The organism is Streptomyces sp. CA-210063, assembly GCF_024612015.1.
In the GTDB taxonomy this organism is placed as follows: domain Bacteria; phylum Actinomycetota; class Actinomycetes; order Streptomycetales; family Streptomycetaceae; genus Streptomyces.
In genome coordinates this window covers 4,277,785-4,298,190 of record NZ_CP102512.1, presented here as the reverse complement: position 1 = coordinate 4,298,190, position 20,406 = coordinate 4,277,785, and the positions used below count along the sequence as shown (strand labels likewise).

Sequence of the window (20,406 nt, the reverse complement as noted above, 5' to 3'; positions counted from 1 at the left end):
CTGACCATCCGAGGAAGAGGACAAGTCTTCCCCCATGGCTGAGACGAAGCCTAGCGGCGCCACGCGCCCGCATTCCCGTGTTCCGCGAAGCGCCACCCGTTCCGGGGTCACCCACGTCAGGGAGTTCCAGCCCGACAGGTTCACGATCATCGGCAATCACCTCGCCCAGCACCCCGAGTTGTCGCTGACCGCGATCGGGCTCGGCACCCACATTCTCTCGTTGCCCCAGGGAGCCTCCGCCGACATTCGTACGCTCGCCGAGCGGTTTCCCGAGGGCCGGGACCGGATCGCCTTCGCTCTGCGGGAGTTGGAGGCGCACGGCTACGTGGAACGGGTGCGCGAGCGGGTTGACGGTGGGCGTGTGGTCACGCGTACGTACGTGTACAACGCTCCCGCGCTCACGCGAGCCCGTGAGGAGGCGGCGGACGGGCGGGTTCCGGTAGCGGCGGATGCTCCCGCGGTCCCTGCCGTTTCCGTCGAGCCCGCCGCCCCGGTCGTTCCCGTCCCGGCGGTTGTGGAAGACGCCTCCGGGCTCGGGGAGCCGGTGGCGCCCACACCCCCGCCCGCCGAAACCGAGCCGCCCGCCAGTGAGCACCACGACAAGGCTGTCGCCTTCCTTGTGGGGCTGCGTCGTAGCGACGACCGGTTCACGCTTTCTCAGCGGGACGTGCGACGCCTCACTCCGGCTGTCGTCGCCTGGTTCGACAACGGCGCCAGCAGAACGGCGGTGCACCATGCCATGACGGCCGATGTACCCGCGCTCCTCAAGAGTCCGGCCCGATTCCTTGCCTACCGGCTGCGGGAACTGCTGCCACCGCCACCACCACTGGCGCTCCCGCCGGAGGGCCTTGGGGTTCCCGAGGCCCCGCCTTCGGATACCTGGCCGCTCCCCATGGTCGACTGCGAGGGCGGCTGCAATCGTGCCTTCCGGGCCCCGGAGCCGGGCGCCTGGTGCCGTGACTGCCGAGCCGCCCGAGACCGCCGTACCGCCGAGGCGGCGGGCCCTGAATCCCCTGAAACCGTCCGCGTGGCCTGAACCGCCACGCACTTCCCACTTCCCAGGGAGCGCCGCATGGCCGACCACACGATCCACTCTGCCTATGCGCAGGTGTACAACACGCTGCTCGACACGGCTGCCAGCCTGGAAGTGCTGAAGCGGGAGGGCGCTGAGGAAGGAGTGGAACCGCACGCCGGGGCCGCCATGCACGCCGTCCGGTTCGCCGTCGCCGTCCTGTACCCCCTGCTGCCCTGCCAGGCACCGCCGCCCGTTCCCGACGACCCCCAGCGGCTGCTGGACTTGGCGGCCCACTGGCGGGACGCGGCGTTCGACCTCGGTGAGTTCGCACCGGAGCCCGCGTTGCGGCTCGTCAGGGGCGAGATGGACGGGGAGGGCACGAAGGGACGGGAGACCAACTCGGCGTCGTAGGTGGACCTTCGGGCAGGCGATTTTGGGGGCCTACGGGCAACTGCGGGGGGCGGCGGGGCAGTTCCCGGGGGCGGTGCGGGTTTCCGTACAACCTCGCGTGTGGGTGCGTTGTCTGAATGGGTGACCGAAGCAACAACCGTTACTTGGATCCCCTGGGCCTCCATGGCCCGCGCGCCTTCCGCCGCCACGGTGGCGCCGACCTCACCGGCGCTTTTTGTTCGCCGGCTCTGATCCTCACCGATTCCGCATTCGCGAAGGGTTACTTCTGCATGCGTACGTTCAGGACCATCGCCGCCACGGCCACCGCCGCGCTCGCCCTGGGGGGCGCCCTGCTCGCGGTGCCCACCGCGCAGGCGGCCACCACGACTTCGGGTGCCATCACTCGCGACGGCGGCCTCTGGTACAAGGCCACGCCCGGACAGAACAACCAGCTGACGATCACCGACAAGGTCGTGGACGAGACGGAGCCCGGCGGTTCGCCCGAGGTGTACTACGTCGTCACCTTCGACGACCGGTACGACATCACGTTCGACGCCAACTCCGCCGAGTGGAACCGGTGCGAGTACCCCTCGGCCGACGACCACACGATCGTCCAGTGCGTCGCCCCGGCCTCCCTGGGCTCGGACGACAGCCCCCGCTACTGGGTCACCGTTCGTGACGGCAACGACACGGTGAAGCTCTCCGACGACAACAACGCGGACGCGGTGGTCTACGGCGGTCCCGGCAACGACACCGTCACCGACAGCAGCCTCTCGGCCGTCCTCTACGGCGAGGACGGCAACGACCGCCTCCATGGTGGCGGCGGTGGCTGGGGCATGGGCCCGTACGGCGGCAAGGGCCACGACACGATCACCGCGTGCGCCTGGGCCTGCTACGGCGGGGCCGGCAACGACAGCCTCTCCGGTGACGCCGAGACCAACAACATGTACGGCGAATCCGGCAACGATGTCATCCACGGCAAGCAGGGGCGCGACAGCCTCAACGGTGGCAACGGCAACGACACGCTGCGGGGTGGGCGGGGCGCCGACAAGCTGTGGGGTGAGGACGGCAACGACACGTTGTGGGGGGACCAGGACAACGATGAGCTGTGGGGCAACAGCGGGAACGATGTGCTGTACGGGGGTGCGGGGACGGACAAGCTTTCTGGGGGGCCTGGGCGTAACAAGGTTCAGCAGTAGGTAGGTCCAGGGGCTATGCCCCGTTGGCCCCCTGAGCGTGGTTGAGCTCGGGGGGCTTTGTCGTTCGGCGGGTGCGGGTGCGTCGTGGTTGCTCGCGCCCACGCGGCGGAGCCGCATATTGATACAGCCCCGCGCCCCTGAAGGGGCGCAGCCCCTCCAGGGCCGACGGGGCGTCGGCAAAGGGGGCTGTGGCGCGGGCGTAGCGTAGGTGTATGTCGAAGTACGGATCGTTTCCCGGTACGCGGCCCCGCCGGCTTCGTACGACGCCTGTTCTGCGCCGGATGGTGGCCGAGACGCGGCTGCATCCCGCCGACTTCATCCTGCCCGCGTTCGTGCGGGAGGGTGTGAGTGAGCCGGTGCCGATCGCGGCGATGCCGGGGGTCGTGCAGCACACGCGGGACAGTCTGAAGAAGGCTGCCGTGGAGGCCGTCGAGGCCGGGGTGTCCGGGATCATGCTGTTCGGGGTGCCGGAGGACGACAAGAAGGACGCGGTCGGGACGCCGGGGACCGATCCGGACGGGATCCTGCAGGTCGCCATCCGCGATGTGCGGGCCGAGGTCGGGGACGAGCTGCTCGTGATGTCCGATCTGTGTCTCGATGAGACCACCGATCACGGGCACTGTGGAGTGCTTGATGATCAGGGGCGCGTCGACAATGACGCCACCCTTGAGCGGTACGCCGAGATGGCCCAGGTCCAGGCCGACGCCGGTGCGCATGTCGTCGGGCCCAGCGGGATGATGGACGGGCAGATCGGGGTCGTCCGGGATGCTCTTGATCAGATCGGGCGCGAGGACGTCGTCATCCTGGCCTACACGGCCAAGTACGCGTCCGCGTTCTACGGGCCCTTCCGTGAGGCCGTCGGTTCGTCGCTGAAGGGCGATCGGAAGACCTATCAGCAGGATCCGGGGAATGTCCGGGAGTCCCTGCGGGAGCTCGCCCTCGATCTGGAAGAGGGCGCCGACCTGGTGATGGTCAAGCCGGCCGGGCCCTACCTGGATGTCCTGGCGCGGGTCGCGGACGCCGTGGATGTGCCGGTGGTCGCGTACCAGATCTCCGGGGAGTACTCGATGGTCGAGGCCGCCGCCGAGAAGGGGTGGATCGACCGGGACCGGGCGATCCTGGAGACGCTGACGGGGATCAAGCGGGCGGGGGCGCAGAACATCCTCACGTACTGGGCCGTCGAGGCGGCTCGGATGCTGCGCTGAGGGAGTGGACGCGGCCCCGGGCGGTGGTGTCCCCGCCGGGGGCCGATCGAGCGCGCTGATGTCAGTACTTGAGGGCGTCTTCCACGGTCGACTGCCAGTAGGTGACGGCCGCGGAGCTGTCGACGTACACGCCCTTGGCCGGAAGGGCGGGGGACGCCGGGGCGCCGCCGTCGCTGCCGGACTCCCGGCCCTGGAAGTGGATGGTCACCGTTTTCTCCGTCAAGCCGTTCTCGCCGCTGCCGTCGGCGGACGACAGGAGGACGCCCGCGTAGCCGGACTCGCCGGGGGCGAGGGTCACCACCGCCTGCGGCTGGGACTCCTCGATCACGGGCGGCGCGGACTGGGCTTCGCCGAACCGGACCGAGGGGTTGTAGTAGAGGTCGCAGACCTTCGAGCCGGTGTTCTTGACGGTGATCAGCATGTGGTTGAGCGGGCGGGACACCGGCTGCGCGGTGACGGTGGTGTTGGAGCCGTTGCAGGTGACGCGGTTGGCGGGGTCGAAGGGGTCGTCGGTTCCGCTGGTCCCGCTGGTCCCGCCGGTCGTGGAGTTCTTGTTCGTGCCGGTGCCAGTACCCGTGCTCGTCTTTGAAGAGGCCTTGTCGGTCGTGGAGCCGCCGGTGGTCGTGGAGCCGCCGGTCGTCGTGGAGCCGCCGGTGGTCGTGCCCGAGGAGCCGGTGTTCTGCGAGGTCGAGGTGGAGCCGCCCGACGAGCCCTCGTCCCGGGTGCCCATTCCGTTGTCGCACGCCGTGAGGGCCAGGGCGGCGAGTGCGACTCCCGTCGCGGCGAGCAGACGGGCCGGGCGGGCGACTCGGGTGGAGCGGGCGATGCGGAACGTGCGCATGACGGATTCCTTTCGGACAAAGACAGTTGAAGAGGCTGAGAACAAGTGGTCGAAGCCGTGCCGCTCGACCGGACTGCCGGGAGCGGCGTGCTTGGATGACCAAAGCTTGCGGGGTGATCCGTCCCAGCCGCCACACTCGGCGGACGATCAGGGACGCTGGAACGCTCGCACCGGCTTTGACCTGGGGGAACAACACTTCCCTGGAACGCGGAACGGGACGTGGGAGACGTGAAGGCTGACTTTGCCGAGCTGTTGCGGGAGTTGAAGGAGCGCTCCGGACTCAGTTACGGAGTGCTCGCCAAGCGGCTCCACATGAGTACGTCGACACTTCACCGGTACTGCAACGGGGACGCCGTACCGACGGACTACGCGCCCGTCGAGCGGCTGGCCCGGCTGTGCAGGGCGACGCCGGAAGAACTGGTCGAGCTGCACCGGACGTGGGTCCTGGCGGATGCGGCTCGGGCCCGCAAAGGGGGTGACTCCGTAGGTTCGGAGGAGGGTCCCGGTCACGAGGAGAGCCCTGCCCCGGAAGAGATACCTGGCCCGGAGGTCGTGGAGGGCGAAGAGCTTTCCGGTGGTCCGGGAGGCCCGCCGCGTGCTCGGCGGCGTACTCGGGTCGCGCTTGTCGCCGGGCTGTCCGTGGCCGCCGTGCTCGGTGCGGTGACGCTGGCCCTGAGTCTGCCGTCCGGTGGGGCGGAGGACGGGGCCGGGCGGCCGGCCGGGGCGGCGTCCGTCGGGGACGACGGTGGGGAGCGGGCGGACGAGGGCTCGGCGTCGCCGTCCAGTGCCTCGCCCTCCGTTTCCGCGAGCAAGCAGGGCAAGGGCGGCAAGCAGGGCGAGAAGGGTGACGGCAAGGGGGCAGGTGCCTCGGCCACCACCCCGACCAGCCCCGGTGGGGGCGGCCAGGCCTCGGCCGCCGCCGTGCCCTTGTCCGTGAAGGTGGAGCCGTACACCTGGGAGAGCCCCTGCTCGCAGCGGTATCTGGTCGACCGGCCACCGGCGGAGGTGGCGCCGCCGCCGCTGGAGCAGGACGCGGACGCCTGGGTGAGGTCGGTCGGAGCCGTCTCGTCGGGAAAGCAGTTTCTGACGCTCACCGTGCAGGGGACCGGTGAGGAGACCGTGGTCGTCAAGAGCCTCAAGGTCCGGATGGCCGACAAGCAGTCGCCCCTCGCCTGGAACGACTACGCCATGGGCTACCCGGGCGTCGGCTGCGGGGCCGGTGTCCCGACCCGGTCCTTCACGATCGCCCTCGACGCCGCGCGCCCCGCCGTCCAGCCCAAGGCGGGCAGCAAGGACTTCCCGTACTCCGTCAGCGAGTCCGACCCGGAGGTCTACTACATCACGGCCGACGCCTCGGCGTACTACGTCAGTTGGTACCTGGAGCTGGAGTGGTCCAGCGGCTCCCGCAGCGGCACGCTGACCGTGAACGACAACGGCCTGCCGTTCCGTACGAGCGGCAACAACGGGCGTCCGGCGTACGAGTATCCGCTGGGTGGGCCGAAGTGGGTCTTGGAGGGGACGACGCTGGAAGACCAGGGGTGATCAAGGAATTGACGAGTTTTCGTCAATCGGCCACCTCTGGCGCCGTCGGCCGGGCGGGCATTCTGTATCCGGGAGCCGTCAACTTGCCCTGGAGGTTAGGTTGTTGGTCATTCAATGACGCGACTCTCCAGGGAGAGCTTTATGGCCGGTGACGCGCTCAGCCAGGACCCCGCCGAGCTGCGGAAGAGGTTCGACACCACCAAGGCGCACCCGGCGCGGGTCTACGACGTCTTCCTCGGCGGCAAGGACAACTACCCCGTCGACCGGGAGGCGGCCGGCGCGGCCCTGGCGGCCAATCCGCGTGGCTACCTCGACGTCCGGCACAACCGGGACTTCATGCGCCGCGCGGTGACCACGCTCGCCGAGGACGAGGGCATCCGGCAGTTCCTCGACATCGGCACCGGGCTGCCGACCGCCGAGAACGTCCACCAGATCGCCCAGGCGATCCTGCCCGACTCCCGGGTCGTGTATGTCGACAACGATCCGGTGGTGCTCGCTCACGCGCGCGCGTTGCTCACGAGCGGGCCCGAGGGCGCGACGGACTACATCGACGCCGATCTCACGTCGCCGGCACAGATCCTGGAAGCGGCCGCCAAGACGCTCGACTTCGACCAGCCGATCGCGCTGTGCCTGGTGGCGATCCTGCACTTCGTCGAGGACGACGAGGCGTATCCCGTGGTGCGTGAACTGGTCGACGCGCTGCCGTCCGGGAGCCGGCTGGTGCTCAGCCATCTGACCGAGGACCTCAACCCGGCGAAGATCCGCGCGGTGCAGGAGACGTACACCAAGCGGGGATTCACCTTCGTGCTGCGGTCCAAGGACGAGGTCGCCCGCTTCTTCGAGCAGAGCGACCTCGTCGTGGACGAGCCGGGGGTTGTGCCGGCGCACCACTGGCGGTTCGGGGGTGGTGCGCCGGTGCCTGAGGCGGTGGAGCCGCACAGGTGGGCCGGGATGGATGACATCGAGAAGGTTCGGTATCGGGACATCAATGATGTGACGGACGCGGACATCAATGTGTATGCGGCGGTGGGGCGTAAGGCTTAGAAGGTCGATGGTCGGGTGCGGGTGGGTGGGGGCTTGTCGCGCCCACGCGGCGGAGCCGCACATCGACACAGCCCCGCGCCCCTGGAAAAGGCGGGCGCTTCGCCCGCCTTTTCATCCGCCTGCGCCGAACCATGTCTCCGCCAACGCGTCCAAGGTCTGGCTGGGTGGGGTCGGGAGGCTGCGTAGGTACCAGTTCAGGTCGCTGTAGACGTGGAGGAGGGTGTAGGCCATCAGTTCGCGGGGGTCGAACGGGGGGTGGCCGTATGCCTCGTAGAAGAGTTTCAGCAGGGTGGGGTCGGCTCGGGTCAGGAAGAGGCCGACGCTGACGAAGTCGTAGGCGGGGTCGCCGACCATGGCGGGTTCGAAGTCGAAGAGGCCGGTGAGGCGCCAGCCGTCGTGGCCGTCGACGGTGAGGTGCTCGCGCATGAACTCGGTGTGCAGGAGCACCGGGCGGCGCCGGGTGGCGAGTGGGACGGAGCGGAGGAAGTCCGGGATCTGTTCCAGCCAGAGGTCCGACAGACCACCGCTTTGCTGTTGCTCCACCGCCGCCGCGCGCTGCGCGGCCATGAACCTGTCCCAGTTCGGCGGACCGGTGAGCGGGCGGACCGCCGCGGCGTCCAGGGCGTGCAGGGCGGCGAGGCCTTCGGCGGCCTCGACGATGATGCGTTCCTGGTCGGGCCGGGGGATCCGGGGCCAGGCCTCGTTGAGGTCCTCGCCGGGCAGGCGGGACATCAGCACATAGCGCCAGCCGTTCTTGTACTGGTCGGCCGAGTGCAGTCTGGGTGTCGGGATGGGCAGTTTGCCCCACAGGAGGGCCAACAGGCGGGCTTCTCTGACGGCTTCGTCCGCTTCGAAACCCGGATAGAGCTTGAGGACGAGGGCGTCGCCGACGGCGTACACCGGCAGCGAGCCCTCGGGGAAACGTACGATTCGCGCGTCCGCGAGGCCGAGCTGACCGCAGAGATCCTGGGCAGCCGGTCGCAGCAGCGCCTCGTCACCGACGACTTCTTCCAACTCGTCGTTCGTGTCCACGCTGGGCAGCATGGGCGCAGCCTAGGGGGTCCGGAGGACGGTCCGCATCGCGGAAATGGTGGGTGTAAGGGGCATGCACCTGGCTAGGGTGCGGCCAGGGAACGGGGCCGTGCCGTCCCGGAGTGGTGAAGGAGCCGTGGGATGGGTGCCGTGGACGCTGTGCTTGCCGCTGGTGACGTGGGGTTTGTCGTCGAGGACGGGGTTTCGGGCCGCTCGGCGGGCGAGGATGCGGTCGGCGGCGGGGCGGCCGTGCCCGGCTTCGCCGGGCGGGTCACGACGGTCGGGGGTTCCCCCGTACGGGACATCCTCGCCGTCACCTCGCGTCCCGAAGTCGTCAACTTCGCGGGTGGATTGCCCGCGCCGGAGCTCTTCGACACCGAGGGGATAGCGGCGGCCTACCGCGATGTGCTCGCCGAGTCCGCGGACCGTGCCCTGCAGTACGCGACGACCGAGGGCGAGCCGGCGCTCCGGGCGGCGCTCGCCGCGCGGTACGGGGCGCGCGGGCTGCCGACGGACGCGGACGGGGTGCTCGTCACCACCGGGTCGCAGCAGGCGCTGTCGCTGCTCGCCACCGCGCTCGTCGAACCGGGGGACGTCGTACTGGTCGAGGATCCCTGCTATCTGGCGGCACTTCAGGCGTTCCGGTTCGCGGGGGCGCGGGTGGTGGCCGTGCCGGGGGACGAGCACGGGGTGGACCCGGCGGCGCTGGACGAACTGGTGGCGCGGGTCCGGCCCAAGTTCTTCTACACCGTGCCCACCTTCCAGAACCCGACCGGGCGTACCCTCCCGGCCGAGCGGCGGGCGGCCGTCGCCTCCGTCGCCGCCCGGCGCGGGCTGTGGATCGTCGAGGACGACCCGTACGGCGAACTCCGCTTCGAGGGCGAGCGGGTGCCGTGGATCGCCTCGTACCCGGGCGCCGAGGACCGTACGGCGCTGTTGGGCTCCTTCTCCAAGGTGATGGCACCCGGTATGCGGCTGGGCTGGCTGCGCGCGCCCGCCGGGCTCCGCCGGGCCTGCGCGGTCGCCAAGCAGGCGGCCGAGAGGAGTGCGTATGAGGTCGCATTAGCTCGATCGTGTGATCGTCGCTTCTGGGCTTGCGGTGCACTGGGCCGTCCGGGTTAGCGTGATCCCGCGATCTGGGACGCCGGGTACGGCGTCAGTGTGCGGGGCCCCTGCTCCACCGGAGTGATGGTTCAGGGCCTCCCCGTCGCCTCTGGCTGTACCCAATTGGCCAGGTCGCGCAGGGAACTGGCCAATTGGGCCCGGACCACGCACGCGATGCGTGTCGCCGCCCCGGGGTTGAGTACGCCGGGGACCAGTGCGCCCAAGACCGTTCGGGGCGTGCGGCTGAGCGGGCTCACTCACGCTCAGTCCACAGGAACGGTTGCGGGGTGACGGCTGAGGGGGCGTGGCGGGTGCGGTCGGCCCCTGCCTCACCCGGGCCTCAGTCCCACCAGAAGGACCAGGTGTGTTCGCCGAGCAGGGTCCGGGCGTACGACTGTCGGGTGCCGTCCGCTGTGCCCTGCCAGATGTTGTCGGGGCAGAAGGCGAAGTGCTCGGCGGCGACCGCTTCGGCCTCGGCCTCGGTGGTGGGCGGGGCGGTGACGGAGAGGACGAGTTGGTCGTAGGTGAGGGCGATGACGCGTATGCCGAAGCGGTCCTCCCAGGAGCGCAGGACCGCGCAGAGCCTCGCCACGTCGGTCTCGTGGTTCATCGGGCCGCCCCAGCCGATCGCCGCGGGGATGTCCGCGCTGCGGCGGGCGGGGACCAGGGCGAGGTGGGGTTCCTTCAGCCGGGAGGGGTCCTTGACGAGGGCGTCGGCGGTCTCGGCGGCGAGGGCGTCCGGGTCGGTGCCGGAGATGAGGGCGTCGGTGAGGCCGGGCCAGTCGTCGTCCTCGTCCGTCGCGTACTCGTCCCAGAACTCGGCCAGGACCTCGTCGGCGTCGTGGTCCCCGGGGTAGGACATCTCGGCGGGCATCAACTCCCAGTCCTCCGGGCCGCCCTGGCTGCCACCCACGTCCAGCAGCACCGGGAGGAGACCGGCCGTGCGGCGGGCGGGCTGGACGGCGGTCCAGACGCCGGGCGTGGCCGGCTCGTCCGCGCACCACAGCAGCGGCTCGTGCCACGGGCCCTCGCCTGTCGCGTCGATCAGCCTCCCCCGCGGAAGCGGGAGTTCAAGCCCGAGCACACGCCCGCTCGGGTCGGCCGCCAGCTGGGGCAGCGGGTTGGGAAGTGTCGCCATGTCGGTGACTGTAGGGGCTGCCACTGACAGTGGGGCGAGCGGAGGGCGGCTTCGCCGTGACCGCTGCGTGTGGGGGTGGCAGGCGGCCAGGGCGAGGCATTCCGCGCCGGGCCGGTGAGGCATTCCGCGGCGGCCGCCCAACCACGGTTTCGGGGGCGTGGCCGTCGGGGCCGTTCGGGTCAGTCCCACCAGAACGCCCACAGGTGCTGGCCCAGCAGTTCCTTCTCGGCGTAGGCGCGCAGGCCGTCGTCGTAGGTCTGGCGGAGGGTGTCGGGGCAGAAGGCGAAGTGTTCGGCGGCGACCGCCTCGGCCTCGGCGCGGGTGGTGGGCGGGGCGGCGACGGAGAGGACGAGTTGGTCGAGGGTGAGGGCGATGACGCGTATGCCGAAGCGGTCCTCCCAGGAGCGTAGGACCGTACAGAGGCGGGCCACGTCGGTCTCGTAGTTGACCGGTCCCGTCCAGCCGATCGCCGCCGGGATGTCCGCGCTGCGGCTCGCCGGGACCAGCGCCATGCGCGGCCGCTTCAGCCATGAGCCGTCGTGCAGGAGGGAGTCGGCGATCTCGGCGGCACGGGCGTCCGGGTCGGCGTCGAGCGGAGCGGCCGTGGCGAGGCCGGGCCAGGCGTGGCCGAAGGGGCCGAGTAGGTCGGGGTCGGGGTCGGGGTCGGAGGAGCCGGGACCGGGACCGGCCCCGCCCTCCGCAGCCTCGAAGGGCTCTGCCTCGTCGTCCTCGTCGAGGTCTTCCCACGCGTTGTCCTCCCAGTAGGCGGCCAGGATGCCCTCGGCGTCATGGTCCCTGGGATGGGAGGCCAGGTGCGGGGCCAGGTACCACTGTTCCGGGCCGTCCTCGTGGGCGCTGCCACCGGTGGCCACGAGCAGGGGCCGGAGGCCGGCCGTGTGGCGGGCCGCGGCGAGTCGGGGCCAGTCGCCGGGGCGGGCGGGGGCGTCCGCGCGCCACAGGAGCGGATCGTGGCGCGACTCCGTGTCCGTCGCGTACAGCAGCCCTCCGGGCGGGAGTTCGAGCCCGAAGGCGTGGCCGGTCGGATCGGCCGTCAGCCTGGACAGCGGGTTGGGAAGTGTCGACATGCCGGTGACTGTAGGGGGAGGAGCCGACAGCGACCCCCGGCGTACGGGCCCGGAGTGCCCCCGTGCCGCTCCGCAGTGCCCCAAAGGGCAATGCCCGAAGAGACGATTTCTGTCAACTCCGAAGAAAAATAGCTTAGTTGTGCGCACCTTGAGTCACGTGGGTCATGTGAGTCATGGGTGCCGTATGTGACGATCCTTCACCACTTCGGAAGGCGCCCTCATCATGCGCACACTCGCCACCGCCACCCGTACCGGCGCTCTCGCCGCGGGCGTCGGCGCCCTGCTGTTCACCGGCATCGCCGCCGGGGGCACCGCCGTTGCCGCCCCGCAGGCCCAGCCGGCCAAGCTCACGGTCAAGGAGTACCGCTCCTGGCTGATGAACAACGACGACCTCGCGGCCTCCCAGAAGGTCCTCAAGGCCTTCGACAAGCTGCCCAAGGCGAAGCAGCAGAAGTTCGTCGGCTATCTGCAGAACCGGGCCGTCACCAAGGCCTTCGAGGTCAGCTTCTCCGGGAGTGTGACGAGGGGGAACTCCAAGGAGGTCAAGTACAACAACGACGTCCGCTTCTCCGGCGTCGTCAAGGGCTCCAACAAGGTCGTCTCGGGCGCCCGGAACATCTCCCTGAGCTTCACGGCCACCGAGCGCATCTACGGCATCCCGGTCGTCACCCAGAAGGTCGACCTCAGCTACAAGGTCAAGAACGGCGTCAAGGCGACGAAGGTGAAGCGCTCGGTCGTCAACATGAACCGCGCGTTCGTCATCAAGCCGGTGAAGAGCGCGGTCTCCGGCACCCGCACGGTCACCGCCACCGTCACCTGGAACCTGGCCCCGCAGTACCGGTCCGTGGGCAAGGGCTCTCTCGTGAAGAAGCAGGGCATCACCAGCTACGCCGGCCAGAAGTTCGGCGCCCGCCTCGCCAACGGCTGACCGCCAGGCGACGACCTCTGATCCGCCGGTCCGTGGGGGCGCCACGGGGGGCGCCCCCACAGACCGGTTCAGAGCTTGTCGGGCGTCCTGATGCCCAGCAGTGCCATGCCCTGGTGCAGGGTGCGGGCCGTCAGGTCGACCAGGAACAGACGGTTCGCCACCTGCTCCGGGCTCTCGGCCTTCAGGACCAGGCACTGGTCGTAGAACGTCGTCAGCAGCGTCGCCAGCTTGAAGAGGTACGCGGCCAGCTTGTGCGGCTCGTACGACTGGGCCACCTCGGCCAGGGTCTCGCCGAACTGGTCCAGGTGCAGCCCCAACGCCCGCTCAGCCGGAGCCAGTTCGAGCTCCGGGTGGGCGGCCGGGCTCGCCTCGCCCGCCTTGCGGAGGATCGACTGGATACGGGCGTACGCGTACTGGAGGTACACGGACGTGTCGCCGTTCAGCGAGACCATCTGGTCCAGGTCGAACTTGTAGTCCCGCACGGCGGAGGTCGACAGGTCGGCGTACTTCACCGCGCCGATGCCGACGTACCGGCCGTTCTCGACGATCTCCTGCTCGGTCAGGCCCACCTTCTCGGCCTTCTCCCGGACGACCGCCGTGGCCCGGTCGATCGCCTCGTCCAACAGGTCGACCAGTCGGACCGTCTCGCCCTCACGGGTCTTGAACGGCTTGCCGTCCTTGCCGAGCACCGTGCCGAAGGCGAGCTGGTACGCCTTCACATCGTCGTCGTCGAGCCAGCCGGCCCTGCGTGCCGTCTCGAAGACCATCTTGAAGTGCAGGGACTGGCGGGCGTCCACGACGTAGATCAGGGTGTCCGACTTCAGGTTGAAGACACGGTCCCTGATCGCGGACAGGTCCGTCGCCGCGTAGCCGTAGCCGCCGTCCGACTTCTTGACGATCAGGGGGACCGGGTTGCCGTCCGGGCCCTTGACGTCGTCGAAGAAGACGCAGAGGGCGCCCTCCGAGCGGACCGCGACTCCCGACTCCTCCAGGAGGCGGCACGTCTCGTCCAGCATGTCGTTGTAGCCCGACTCGCCGACGATGTCCGCGTCCCGGATCTCCATGTCCAGCTTGTCGAAGACCGAGAAGAAGTAGATCTTCGACTCGTCCACGAACCTCTGCCAGGCGGCCAGCGTCGCCGGGTCGCCCGCCTGGAGGTCCACGACCCTGCGGCGGGCCCGCGTCTTGAACTCCTCGTCGGAGTCGAAGAGCTTGCGGGCCGTCTTGTACAGCCGGTCCAGGTTCGACATCGCGGCCTCGCCGGACGCCTGGAGGTCGTCGTCGGACTCCTTGTGGTCCAGCTCGTGCGGGTGCTCGTCCAGATACTGGATGAGCATGCCGAACTGGGTGCCCCAGTCGCCGATGTGGTGCCTGCGGACCACGTTCTCGCCGGTGAACTCCAGGATCTGGACGATCGCGTCGCCGATCACGGCGGAGCGGAGGTGGCCGACGTGCATCTCCTTCGCCACGTTCGGCTGGGCGTAGTCGATGACCGTCGTACCCGGGTGCTCCGCGAACGGCACGCCGAGCCGGCCCTCCGCGTCCGCGTACCGGGCCGCGAGGGTCTCGGTGATCGCGCGGTCGGTGAGCGTGATGTTCAGGAAGCCGGGGCCGGAGACCTCGATCTCCTTGATCATCTCGCCGGACTCCACCTGGGCGACGACCCGCGTGGCCAGCTCCCGGGGGTTCGCCTTGGCCTTCTTCGCGAGGGCCAGGATCCCGTTCGCCTGGTAGTCCGCCCGGTCGCTGCGTCGCAGCAGCGGGTCGACTCCGTCGGCTTCCGGGAGGGTGGAAGCGAGGGCGTCGGCGAGGCGGGCGTTGACGGAGGCGGTGAGGGACGTGACCGGGGCCATCGGGGGAGCCGTTCTCCTCGGGGTACGGATGGATGTCGTTCAGTATCCCACGGGGGGTAAAGGGGTTTTCGTACGGCGAGGGGTGGGGGTGGTGCCTCATGGGGTGGGGGTTTCGGTGTGTGGGGGAGTGCGGGTCCGGTGGGGCTTCTCGCGCAGTTCCCCGCGCCCCTGAAAAGCAGGGGCTGCGCCCCGTGCTTTTCGGCCCGCGCCCCTGCCGAATCCCAGGCCCGCAGCCCCGTCGCCTTTCAGGCCCGCAGGGCCTGATCTTTTAGGGGCGCGGGGAACTGCGCGAGAAGCCCCACCATGCCGCACTCGCCCACGCACCCGAACCCCCCCACCCCATGAGGCGCCCGGTTCGACCCACGGAGTGCGAGGCTGGGAGAATGGACGGCGTCGGCCCGGGGACCGTACCGGGCGGCCATGGAACCTTCAGAAAAAGAGGACGTGCCGATCGTGGCTCAGAGCACCGAGACCACCGACTGGGTCTCCCGTTTCGCGGATGAGGTCATCGAGGAGTCGGAGCGTCGGGCCCCGGGCAAAGCGACATCACCCGCTACCGCTCCGGTGGTCGTCGTCGCGTCCGGGCTCTCCCCCTCCGGCCCGATCCACCTCGGTAACCTCCGCGAGGTCATGACCCCGCACCTCGTCGCCGACGAGATCCGCCGCCGCGGGCACCAGGTCCGGCACCTCATCTCCTGGGACGACTACGACCGCTACCGCAAGGTCCCGAACGGCGTCGACGGCGTCGACGCCTCCTGGGCCGAGCACATCGGCAAGCCGCTCACCTCCGTGCCCGCCCCCAAGGGTTCCGCCCACGCCAACTGGGCCGAGCACTTCAAGGCCGCGATGATCGACGCGCTCGCCGAGCTGGGCGTCGAGTTCGACGGGATCAGCCAGACCGCGCAGTACACCTCCGGCGCGTACCGCGAGCAGATCCTGCACGCGATGAAGCACCGCGGTGACATCGACGCGATCCTCGACCAGTACCGCACGAAGAAGGCCCCGGCCAAGAAGCAGCAGAAGCCGCTGGACGAGGCGGAGATCGAGGCTGCCGAGGGCTCCGGAGCCGCCGCCGAGGACGACGGCAGCAGCGGTTCCGCCGGGTACTTCCCGTACAAGCCCTACTGCGGGCGGTGCGAGAAGGACCTCACCACCGTCACCGCCTACGACGACGACACCACCGAGCTGACCTACACCTGCACCGCCTGCGGCTTCTCCGAGACCGTCGCGCTGAACGAGTTCAACCGCGGCAAGCTCGTCTGGAAGGTCGACTGGCCGATGCGGTGGGCGTACGAGGGGGTTGTCTTCGAGCCCTCCGGTGTCGACCACTCGTCTCCCGGCTCCTCCTTCCAGGTCGGCGGGCAGATCGTCGGGATCTTCGGTGGCAAGCAGCCGATCGGGCCGATGTACGCCTTCGTCGGTATCTCCGGGATGGCGAAGATGTCGTCGTCGAAGGGTGGCGTGCCGACGCCCGCCGACGCGCTGAAGATCATGGAGCCGCAGATCCTGCGCTGGCTCTACGCCCGCCGCCGCCCCAACCAGTCGTTCAAGATCGCCTTCGACCAGGAGATCCAGCGGCTCTACGACGAGTGGGACAAGCTCGACGCGAAGGTGGCGGAGGGAGCTGCCCTTCCGGGCGACGTGGCCGCCCACTCGCGTGCCGTTCGGACCGCCGCCGGTGAGCTGCCCCGTACGCCCCGCCCGATGCCGTACCGGACCCTCGCGTCCGTCGCCGACATCACCGCGGGCGCCGAGGACCAGACCCTGCGCATCCTCAGCGAACTCGACCCGGCCGACCCGCTGTCCGGCCTCGACGAGGTACGGCCGCGGCTCGACAAGGCCGAGGCCTGGATCAACACGCAGGTGCCCGCCGAACAGCGGACCATCGTGCGCGACGAGGCCGACGCCGAACTGCTGAAGTCCCTCGACGAGCAGTCCCAGCAGTCGCTGCGGCTGCTGCTCGACGGGCTCGCCGAGCACTGGTCCCTCGACGGGCTCACGCATCTCGTCTACGGCGTGCCGAAGGTGCAGGCCGGGTTCCCGGCGGACGCCACGCCCAAGGAACTGCCGGCCGAGATCAAGACCGCCCAGCGGTCGTTCTTCGCGCTGCTGTACCACCTGCTCGTCGGGCGTGACACCGGTCCGCGACTGCCCACGCTGCTGCTGGCGGTGGGGCAGGAGCGGGTGCGGGCCCTGCTCGGGGAGTAACACCGCGTCATACGAGGAGGGGGCGCCCGGTGATCACCGGGCGCCCCCTCCTCGTATGTGCGTCGTCCGTGCGTCGACTACGCGATGTGGTCCTCTTCCAGCTCCGCCGTGTGGCGGTTGGTGAAGCGGTTGACCATGCGCTTCGACTCCTCCGCGGGGAGGGTGACGCGGAACTCGGCCTCCACGTTGTCGATGAACTCGCGTGGCGTCGGGTAGCTGCCGTTTATCGACTTCTTGAAGACCTGGTAGTACGACTCCTCGTCCGGGGCGGCGGGGTCCGGGGTGCCGCCGCCTTCGCCCAGCTCGCGGGTGCGGCCGGGGCCGGCGGGGATGGGGAAGCTGCCGGTCTCCTCCGGAGAGGGTTCCCTCGGCTGGGGCTCGGGGGCCTCGAACTGTTGTTGCTGGTACCGGGGGTCCCGCGGGTCCGGCTCGAACTGCTGGTACTCCTCCGGGGCCTGCTCCTCGTACCACCCCTCGTACTGTTCCTCCGGCTCGTACGAGGGGTTGTAGCCGCCCTGGTAGGGGACCTCTTGGGGGTGGCGGGCGTGTAGCCAGGGGCTTTCGTCCGCCGGGGGTTCCTGCTCGGCGTAGCCCTGTTCCTGGTACTCGGTGTATTCCGGCTGTTGCTGGGTGGGGGTGCTCTCCAACTGGGGGCGCTGCTCGCTGGGAGGTGCCGCTCTCTGTGGGACGGGTGCCGCCCCAGCGGCACGATTGCCCGCAGCTATGTCGACCTCGACCTGCGGCGCCGGCGGCAGTAGCGCTGGTTCGATTCCTGCTGCTGCCAGGCCCGCCGGGGCCGTTTCCGCCAGTGGGACGCCGTAGCGGGCCAGGCGGAGCGGCATCAGGGACTCCACCGGGGCCTTGCGGCGCCAGGCTCGGCCGAAGCGGGAGCGGAGGCGGGCCTGGTAGACGAGACGTTCCTGCTCCAGCTTGATGACCTGTTCGTAGGAGCGGAGCTCCCAGAGCTTCATACGGCGCCAGAGGAGGAACGTGGGGAGGGGGGAGAGGATCCAGCGGGTGAGGCGGACGCCCTCCATGTGCTTGTCGGCGGTGATGTCGGCGATGCGGCCGACCGCGTGCCGGGCCGCCTCGACCGCGACGACGAACAGGATCGGGATCACCGAGTGCATGCCGACGCCCAGTGGGTCCGGCCAGGCCGCCGCGCCGTTGAACGCGATCGTCGCCGCCGTCAGCAGCCACGCCGTCTGACGCAGCAGCGGGAAGGGGATCCTGATCCAGGTGAGGAGCAGGTCCAGGGCCAGCAGGACGCAGATGCCCGCGTCGATGCCGATCGGGAAGACGTACGAGAAGTTCCCGAAGCCCTTCTGGAGGGCCAGCTCCCGTACGGCCGCGTACGAACCCGCGAAGCCGATCCCGGCGATGATGACGGCGCCGAACACGACCACGCCGATGAGAACGCGGTGCATTCGAGTCAGCTGCATTGGCGCGGCCACCCGTCCTCCCCTCCCCTTACATGTTGTTGCGCGCAACAGGGTGGCACATGTGTACGGCGAACTGGTTGCCGGTGGGCGCCGAGCCCGGCTCCCAGAGGGGCCGGGCTCGGGTAAAACACCAGGTGGGAGTATGAATTACCCGCCGACCATTACGAGTTGGGCACTACCGCCGGGACTGCCGGAACGGGCGCGTACTACCGCGAAGTCTTCTTGCGGCCGGATGTGGAGGAGTCGGAGTCGGAATCCGAGTCGGAACTCACATCCGCACCCGAACCGCCCGACGACGACGCCTTCGTCGCGCCGTTCGACGGCGTCTTCGAGGCGCTCTTCGACGGGGACGCCGACGACGACGCGTCCGTGTCGTTCGCCTCCTCGACCGCCTCCACGGCCTCCTTGGCGGCGGACGTCGCGGTCTTCAGCAGCGCGGCCGCGTCCGGTGTCTTCTCGCCGGCCAGCCCCGCGCCGTTGTAGTCGAGCGTGATGACCACGTTCTCCGTGCGCACCACGATCGTCTGCTGCTTGAAGGTGTCCCCGTCCTTCTTCAGGTCGTACAGGACCGCCGTCGCCTGGTCGCCCGTGCCCGTCACCGGCTCCGTCTTGACGTTCTTCGCCCCGTCCACCGCCTTCGCCGCGGTCACCTTGGACTCGTACGCCTTGGCCGCGCGGTCCTCACCGGGGCCGTTCGCCGCGTTCGACGCCAGCAGGTGCAGCGACACGCTCAACCAGCGGTACTGGGAGCCGTCCACACCGTTGTTGTCGAGGCTGATCCAACGACAGTCCCCGGTCACGTTCTCCTCGGCGGCGTTGATCGCCTTGCCGGACTTCACGCCCTGAGGCACCACCGACTTCAGCGTCTTCTCCGAGAACACCTCGCAGGCGTCGGGCAGCGACGCGTACGCCGCCTCGACCACCTCGGGCGTGGCGCTGTCGGCGAGCGCCGACTCGACGGCCTCCGACGGTACGTCGTCATCGGAGGCGCTGTCGGACTCCGATGAACAGCCGACCGCCAGCAGCATCACCGGGACGACGGCGGCACCCACGAGAACACGGCTCGGGCGCCTGGTCCGTATGGTCCGCGCGACGCGCGGCTCACGCTGATCTGACTCTGCGGCTCGTTGCATGGTTCCTTCACTCATGACGTTCATCACGCTCGTGGTTCCTGCAGTCTGCTTGCGGGGTTCCTGCGTGCTTCCTGTGGCGTTCCTGCGATCGGATCGGGTCCGAGGGGCCACGGTACGCGGTGATGAAGAAGTGCGGTCCTGAATCAGGGGGTTCGCGCGGACGCCCGAACCACCCCCCGTCACCGCTCAGTCGTCGAACGAGTCGGCCAGCCGCCTCGCCAGATTCCAGGCCCTGTCCTGCATTTCCTCACTGTCCGGCACCACCGTCGTGGTCGCCGGCTGCTCCTCGTACTCCACCGTCACGATCACATTCGACGTGCGGAACACCACAGTCACCGTCCGCTGCTTGCTCGTCCCGAGCGCGTCGTCGATGAACGCCTCGTCCCCGAGACCGTCGAGCGTGCGGGGCAGGAGGGAGGTCGGGGTGCCGGACGCGGTCGCCGTGGGCGAGGGGTTGGAGGAACCGGATGAGTTGGACGAGTCGGATGAATCGGGCGAGTCGGGGGAAGCGGAGGAGGCGGAGGAACCGGAGGCGGCGGAGGGTGAAGGCGAGCCGGTAGCGGAACCGGTGGGACTGGCGGAGGTGGTCGCGCTCGGCGACGGCTCCGGAAGGTCAGCCGCCTCCACCTTGCCCCCGTACACCTCCTGCGCCCTGCTGTCGTCGCTGACCGCGTTCTCCCACGACACGACACGCTCGAAGTCGACGAACACGTAGTGGGTGGCGTCCGCGGACTCCACCTTCCAACGGCAGCCGGCCTTGGCGTCCGTGTCGTACGTCTGCGTCGCCTCGCCCTCGTACGCCTGCTCGCGCTGGGTCGCGTCGGTGAGTTGCTTGATGCCCGGGAGGAGGGAGTCGAGGGTGCCGTGGTCGACGGAGCCGCAGGGTTCGGGGAGCGTGTCGTAGCGGCCGGGCTGGGCGACGGTGGCCGTCGCGGTGGCCTCGCCCGGTCGGGGGTCGTCGGTCGAGCTGGTGTCGTCCGACCCCGTGCACGCGGCCAGCAGTGCCGCGAGGAGCACGGCGACGCCGGGTACGTACGCCTTCCGCTGCACGGTGGGGCTCCTCTCGACGGGGTCCCTGGGGACGCCTGCGCTGTCCTGCCTGTGGTTATTCACTTGCCGCCGGGGGGTGACCCCCGGGCACCATGTGTATCGCACGCACAGCCGTGGACGCCGGTCCGTCATCCCTTTCGTTGACCTTGGCGCCGGTTTTGCGTTCTGAGATGTTGATCTGCTTTTCGGGGGAATGA

16 protein-coding genes and 1 pseudogene are annotated in these 20,406 nt (G+C 69.7%); 9 read left to right on the top strand and 8 right to left on the bottom strand.

Annotated features, from left to right (window positions below):
* Window positions 1–34 precede the first annotated feature (34 nt).
* The 4 genes from JIX56_RS18485 (at window position 35) to hemB (ending at window position 3,809) form a co-directional block, all read left to right on the top strand.
* On the top strand, window positions 35–1,036 hold the full coding sequence (locus JIX56_RS18485) for a helix-turn-helix domain-containing protein (protein WP_257542105.1): 1,002 nt from the start codon (window positions 35–37) through the stop codon (window positions 1,034–1,036).
* Window positions 1,037–1,072: 36 nt separating this feature from the next.
* Window positions 1,073–1,426 carry a hypothetical protein gene (locus tag JIX56_RS18480; protein WP_257542103.1) on the top strand — a complete coding sequence of 118 codons (354 nt, stop codon included), beginning with the start codon at window positions 1,073–1,075 and terminating at the stop codon, window positions 1,424–1,426.
* Between the two features lie 269 nt (window positions 1,427–1,695).
* Window positions 1,696–2,604, top strand: coding sequence for a calcium-binding protein (locus JIX56_RS18475; RefSeq protein WP_257542101.1), 909 nt, complete (start codon window positions 1,696–1,698; stop codon window positions 2,602–2,604).
* 212 nt (window positions 2,605–2,816) lie between these two features.
* Window positions 2,817–3,809 carry a porphobilinogen synthase gene (gene hemB / locus JIX56_RS18470; RefSeq protein ID WP_257542099.1) on the top strand — a complete coding sequence of 331 codons (993 nt, stop codon included), beginning with the start codon at window positions 2,817–2,819 and terminating at the stop codon, window positions 3,807–3,809.
* A 61-nt stretch (window positions 3,810–3,870) separates the two neighbouring features.
* Here hemB and JIX56_RS18465 read toward each other — a convergent pair whose 3' ends face one another.
* Complete coding sequence (locus JIX56_RS18465) at window positions 3,871–4,650, bottom strand: DUF4232 domain-containing protein (protein WP_257542097.1); 780 nt, start codon at window positions 4,648–4,650, stop codon at window positions 3,871–3,873.
* A gap of 228 nt (window positions 4,651–4,878) precedes the next feature.
* Here JIX56_RS18465 and JIX56_RS18460 point away from each other — a divergent pair, with 228 nt between their 5' ends.
* Both JIX56_RS18460 and JIX56_RS18455 read left to right on the top strand, forming a co-directional pair.
* Window positions 4,879–6,192, top strand: coding sequence for a transcriptional regulator (locus tag JIX56_RS18460; protein WP_257542095.1), 1,314 nt, complete (start codon window positions 4,879–4,881; stop codon window positions 6,190–6,192).
* Window positions 6,193–6,333: 141 nt separating this feature from the next.
* Window positions 6,334–7,236: an SAM-dependent methyltransferase gene (locus JIX56_RS18455; protein ID WP_257542093.1), complete on the top strand. Its 903-nt coding sequence runs from the start codon at window positions 6,334–6,336 to the stop codon at window positions 7,234–7,236.
* Between the two features lie 111 nt (window positions 7,237–7,347).
* Here JIX56_RS18455 and JIX56_RS18450 read toward each other — a convergent pair whose 3' ends face one another.
* Window positions 7,348–8,280 carry an aminoglycoside phosphotransferase family protein gene (locus JIX56_RS18450; protein ID WP_257542091.1) on the bottom strand — a complete coding sequence of 311 codons (933 nt, stop codon included), beginning with the start codon at window positions 8,278–8,280 and terminating at the stop codon, window positions 7,348–7,350.
* A gap of 129 nt (window positions 8,281–8,409) precedes the next feature.
* Here JIX56_RS18450 and JIX56_RS18445 point away from each other — a divergent pair.
* Window positions 8,410–9,309 (top strand): annotated as a pseudogene (locus JIX56_RS18445) (aminotransferase-like domain-containing protein); the annotation flags it as partial.
* Window positions 9,310–9,712: 403 nt separating this feature from the next.
* On the opposite strand, the gene JIX56_RS18440 reads toward JIX56_RS18445, so the two are convergent.
* Entirely contained in the window at window positions 9,713–10,510 is a 798-nt protein-coding gene (locus JIX56_RS18440; protein WP_257542089.1) for a DUF4253 domain-containing protein, read from the bottom strand.
* 179 nt (window positions 10,511–10,689) lie between these two features.
* Window positions 10,690–11,595, bottom strand: coding sequence for a DUF4253 domain-containing protein (locus tag JIX56_RS18435; protein ID WP_257542087.1), 906 nt, complete (start codon window positions 11,593–11,595; stop codon window positions 10,690–10,692).
* Between the two features lie 223 nt (window positions 11,596–11,818).
* On the opposite strand from JIX56_RS18435, the gene JIX56_RS18430 reads away from it, so the two are divergent.
* Window positions 11,819–12,523 (top strand): hypothetical protein, encoded by a 705-nt coding sequence (locus tag JIX56_RS18430; RefSeq protein WP_257542086.1) that lies wholly within the window; start codon window positions 11,819–11,821, stop codon window positions 12,521–12,523.
* A 68-nt stretch (window positions 12,524–12,591) separates the two neighbouring features.
* Here JIX56_RS18430 and argS read toward each other — a convergent pair whose 3' ends face one another.
* Window positions 12,592–14,376 (bottom strand): arginine--tRNA ligase, encoded by a 1,785-nt coding sequence (gene argS / locus JIX56_RS18425; RefSeq protein ID WP_257542084.1) that lies wholly within the window; start codon window positions 14,374–14,376, stop codon window positions 12,592–12,594.
* Between the two features lie 444 nt (window positions 14,377–14,820).
* Between argS and lysS the strand changes: the two genes are divergently transcribed.
* The gene (lysS, locus tag JIX56_RS18420) at window positions 14,821–16,584 is read left to right on the top strand and encodes a lysine--tRNA ligase (RefSeq protein WP_257550959.1); all 1,764 of its coding nucleotides are present in this window, start codon (window positions 14,821–14,823) and stop codon (window positions 16,582–16,584) included.
* Between the two features lie 77 nt (window positions 16,585–16,661).
* Here lysS and JIX56_RS18415 read toward each other — a convergent pair whose 3' ends face one another.
* The 3 genes from JIX56_RS18415 to JIX56_RS18405 all read right to left on the bottom strand — a co-directional run bounded on the left by JIX56_RS18415 (window position 16,662) and on the right by JIX56_RS18405 (window position 20,209).
* On the bottom strand, window positions 16,662–18,011 hold the full coding sequence (locus JIX56_RS18415; RefSeq protein WP_257542082.1) for a DUF2637 domain-containing protein: 1,350 nt from the start codon (window positions 18,009–18,011) through the stop codon (window positions 16,662–16,664).
* A gap of 221 nt (window positions 18,012–18,232) precedes the next feature.
* Complete coding sequence (locus JIX56_RS18410; protein ID WP_257542080.1) at window positions 18,233–19,174, bottom strand: hypothetical protein; 942 nt, start codon at window positions 19,172–19,174, stop codon at window positions 18,233–18,235.
* Window positions 19,175–19,345: 171 nt separating this feature from the next.
* Window positions 19,346–20,209 carry a DUF3558 domain-containing protein gene (locus JIX56_RS18405; protein ID WP_257542078.1) on the bottom strand — a complete coding sequence of 288 codons (864 nt, stop codon included), beginning with the start codon at window positions 20,207–20,209 and terminating at the stop codon, window positions 19,346–19,348.
* Window positions 20,210–20,406 lie beyond the last annotated feature (197 nt).

Bases quoted from the DNA above. Each gene is read 5' to 3' on its own strand.
- JIX56_RS18485 (WP_257542105.1), top strand. From the start codon at position 35: ATGGCTGAGACGAAGCCTAGCGGCGCCACGCGCCCGCATTCCCGTGTT.
- JIX56_RS18480 (WP_257542103.1), top strand. From the start codon at position 1,073: ATGGCCGACCACACGATCCACTCTGCCTATGCGCAGGTGTACAACACG.
- JIX56_RS18475 (WP_257542101.1), top strand. From the start codon at position 1,696: ATGCGTACGTTCAGGACCATCGCCGCCACGGCCACCGCCGCGCTCGCC.
- hemB (WP_257542099.1), top strand. From the start codon at position 2,817: ATGTCGAAGTACGGATCGTTTCCCGGTACGCGGCCCCGCCGGCTTCGT.
- JIX56_RS18465 (WP_257542097.1), bottom strand. From the start codon at position 4,650: ATGCGCACGTTCCGCATCGCCCGCTCCACCCGAGTCGCCCGCCCGGCC.
- JIX56_RS18455 (WP_257542093.1), top strand. From the start codon at position 6,334: ATGGCCGGTGACGCGCTCAGCCAGGACCCCGCCGAGCTGCGGAAGAGG.
- JIX56_RS18450 (WP_257542091.1), bottom strand. From the start codon at position 8,280: ATGCTGCCCAGCGTGGACACGAACGACGAGTTGGAAGAAGTCGTCGGT.
- JIX56_RS18440 (WP_257542089.1), bottom strand. From the start codon at position 10,510: ATGGCGACACTTCCCAACCCGCTGCCCCAGCTGGCGGCCGACCCGAGC.
- JIX56_RS18435 (WP_257542087.1), bottom strand. From the start codon at position 11,595: ATGTCGACACTTCCCAACCCGCTGTCCAGGCTGACGGCCGATCCGACC.
- JIX56_RS18430 (WP_257542086.1), top strand. From the start codon at position 11,819: ATGCGCACACTCGCCACCGCCACCCGTACCGGCGCTCTCGCCGCGGGC.
- argS (WP_257542084.1), bottom strand. From the start codon at position 14,376: ATGGCCCCGGTCACGTCCCTCACCGCCTCCGTCAACGCCCGCCTCGCC.
- JIX56_RS18415 (WP_257542082.1), bottom strand. From the start codon at position 18,011: ATGCACCGCGTTCTCATCGGCGTGGTCGTGTTCGGCGCCGTCATCATC.
- JIX56_RS18410 (WP_257542080.1), bottom strand. From the start codon at position 19,174: ATGAGTGAAGGAACCATGCAACGAGCCGCAGAGTCAGATCAGCGTGAG.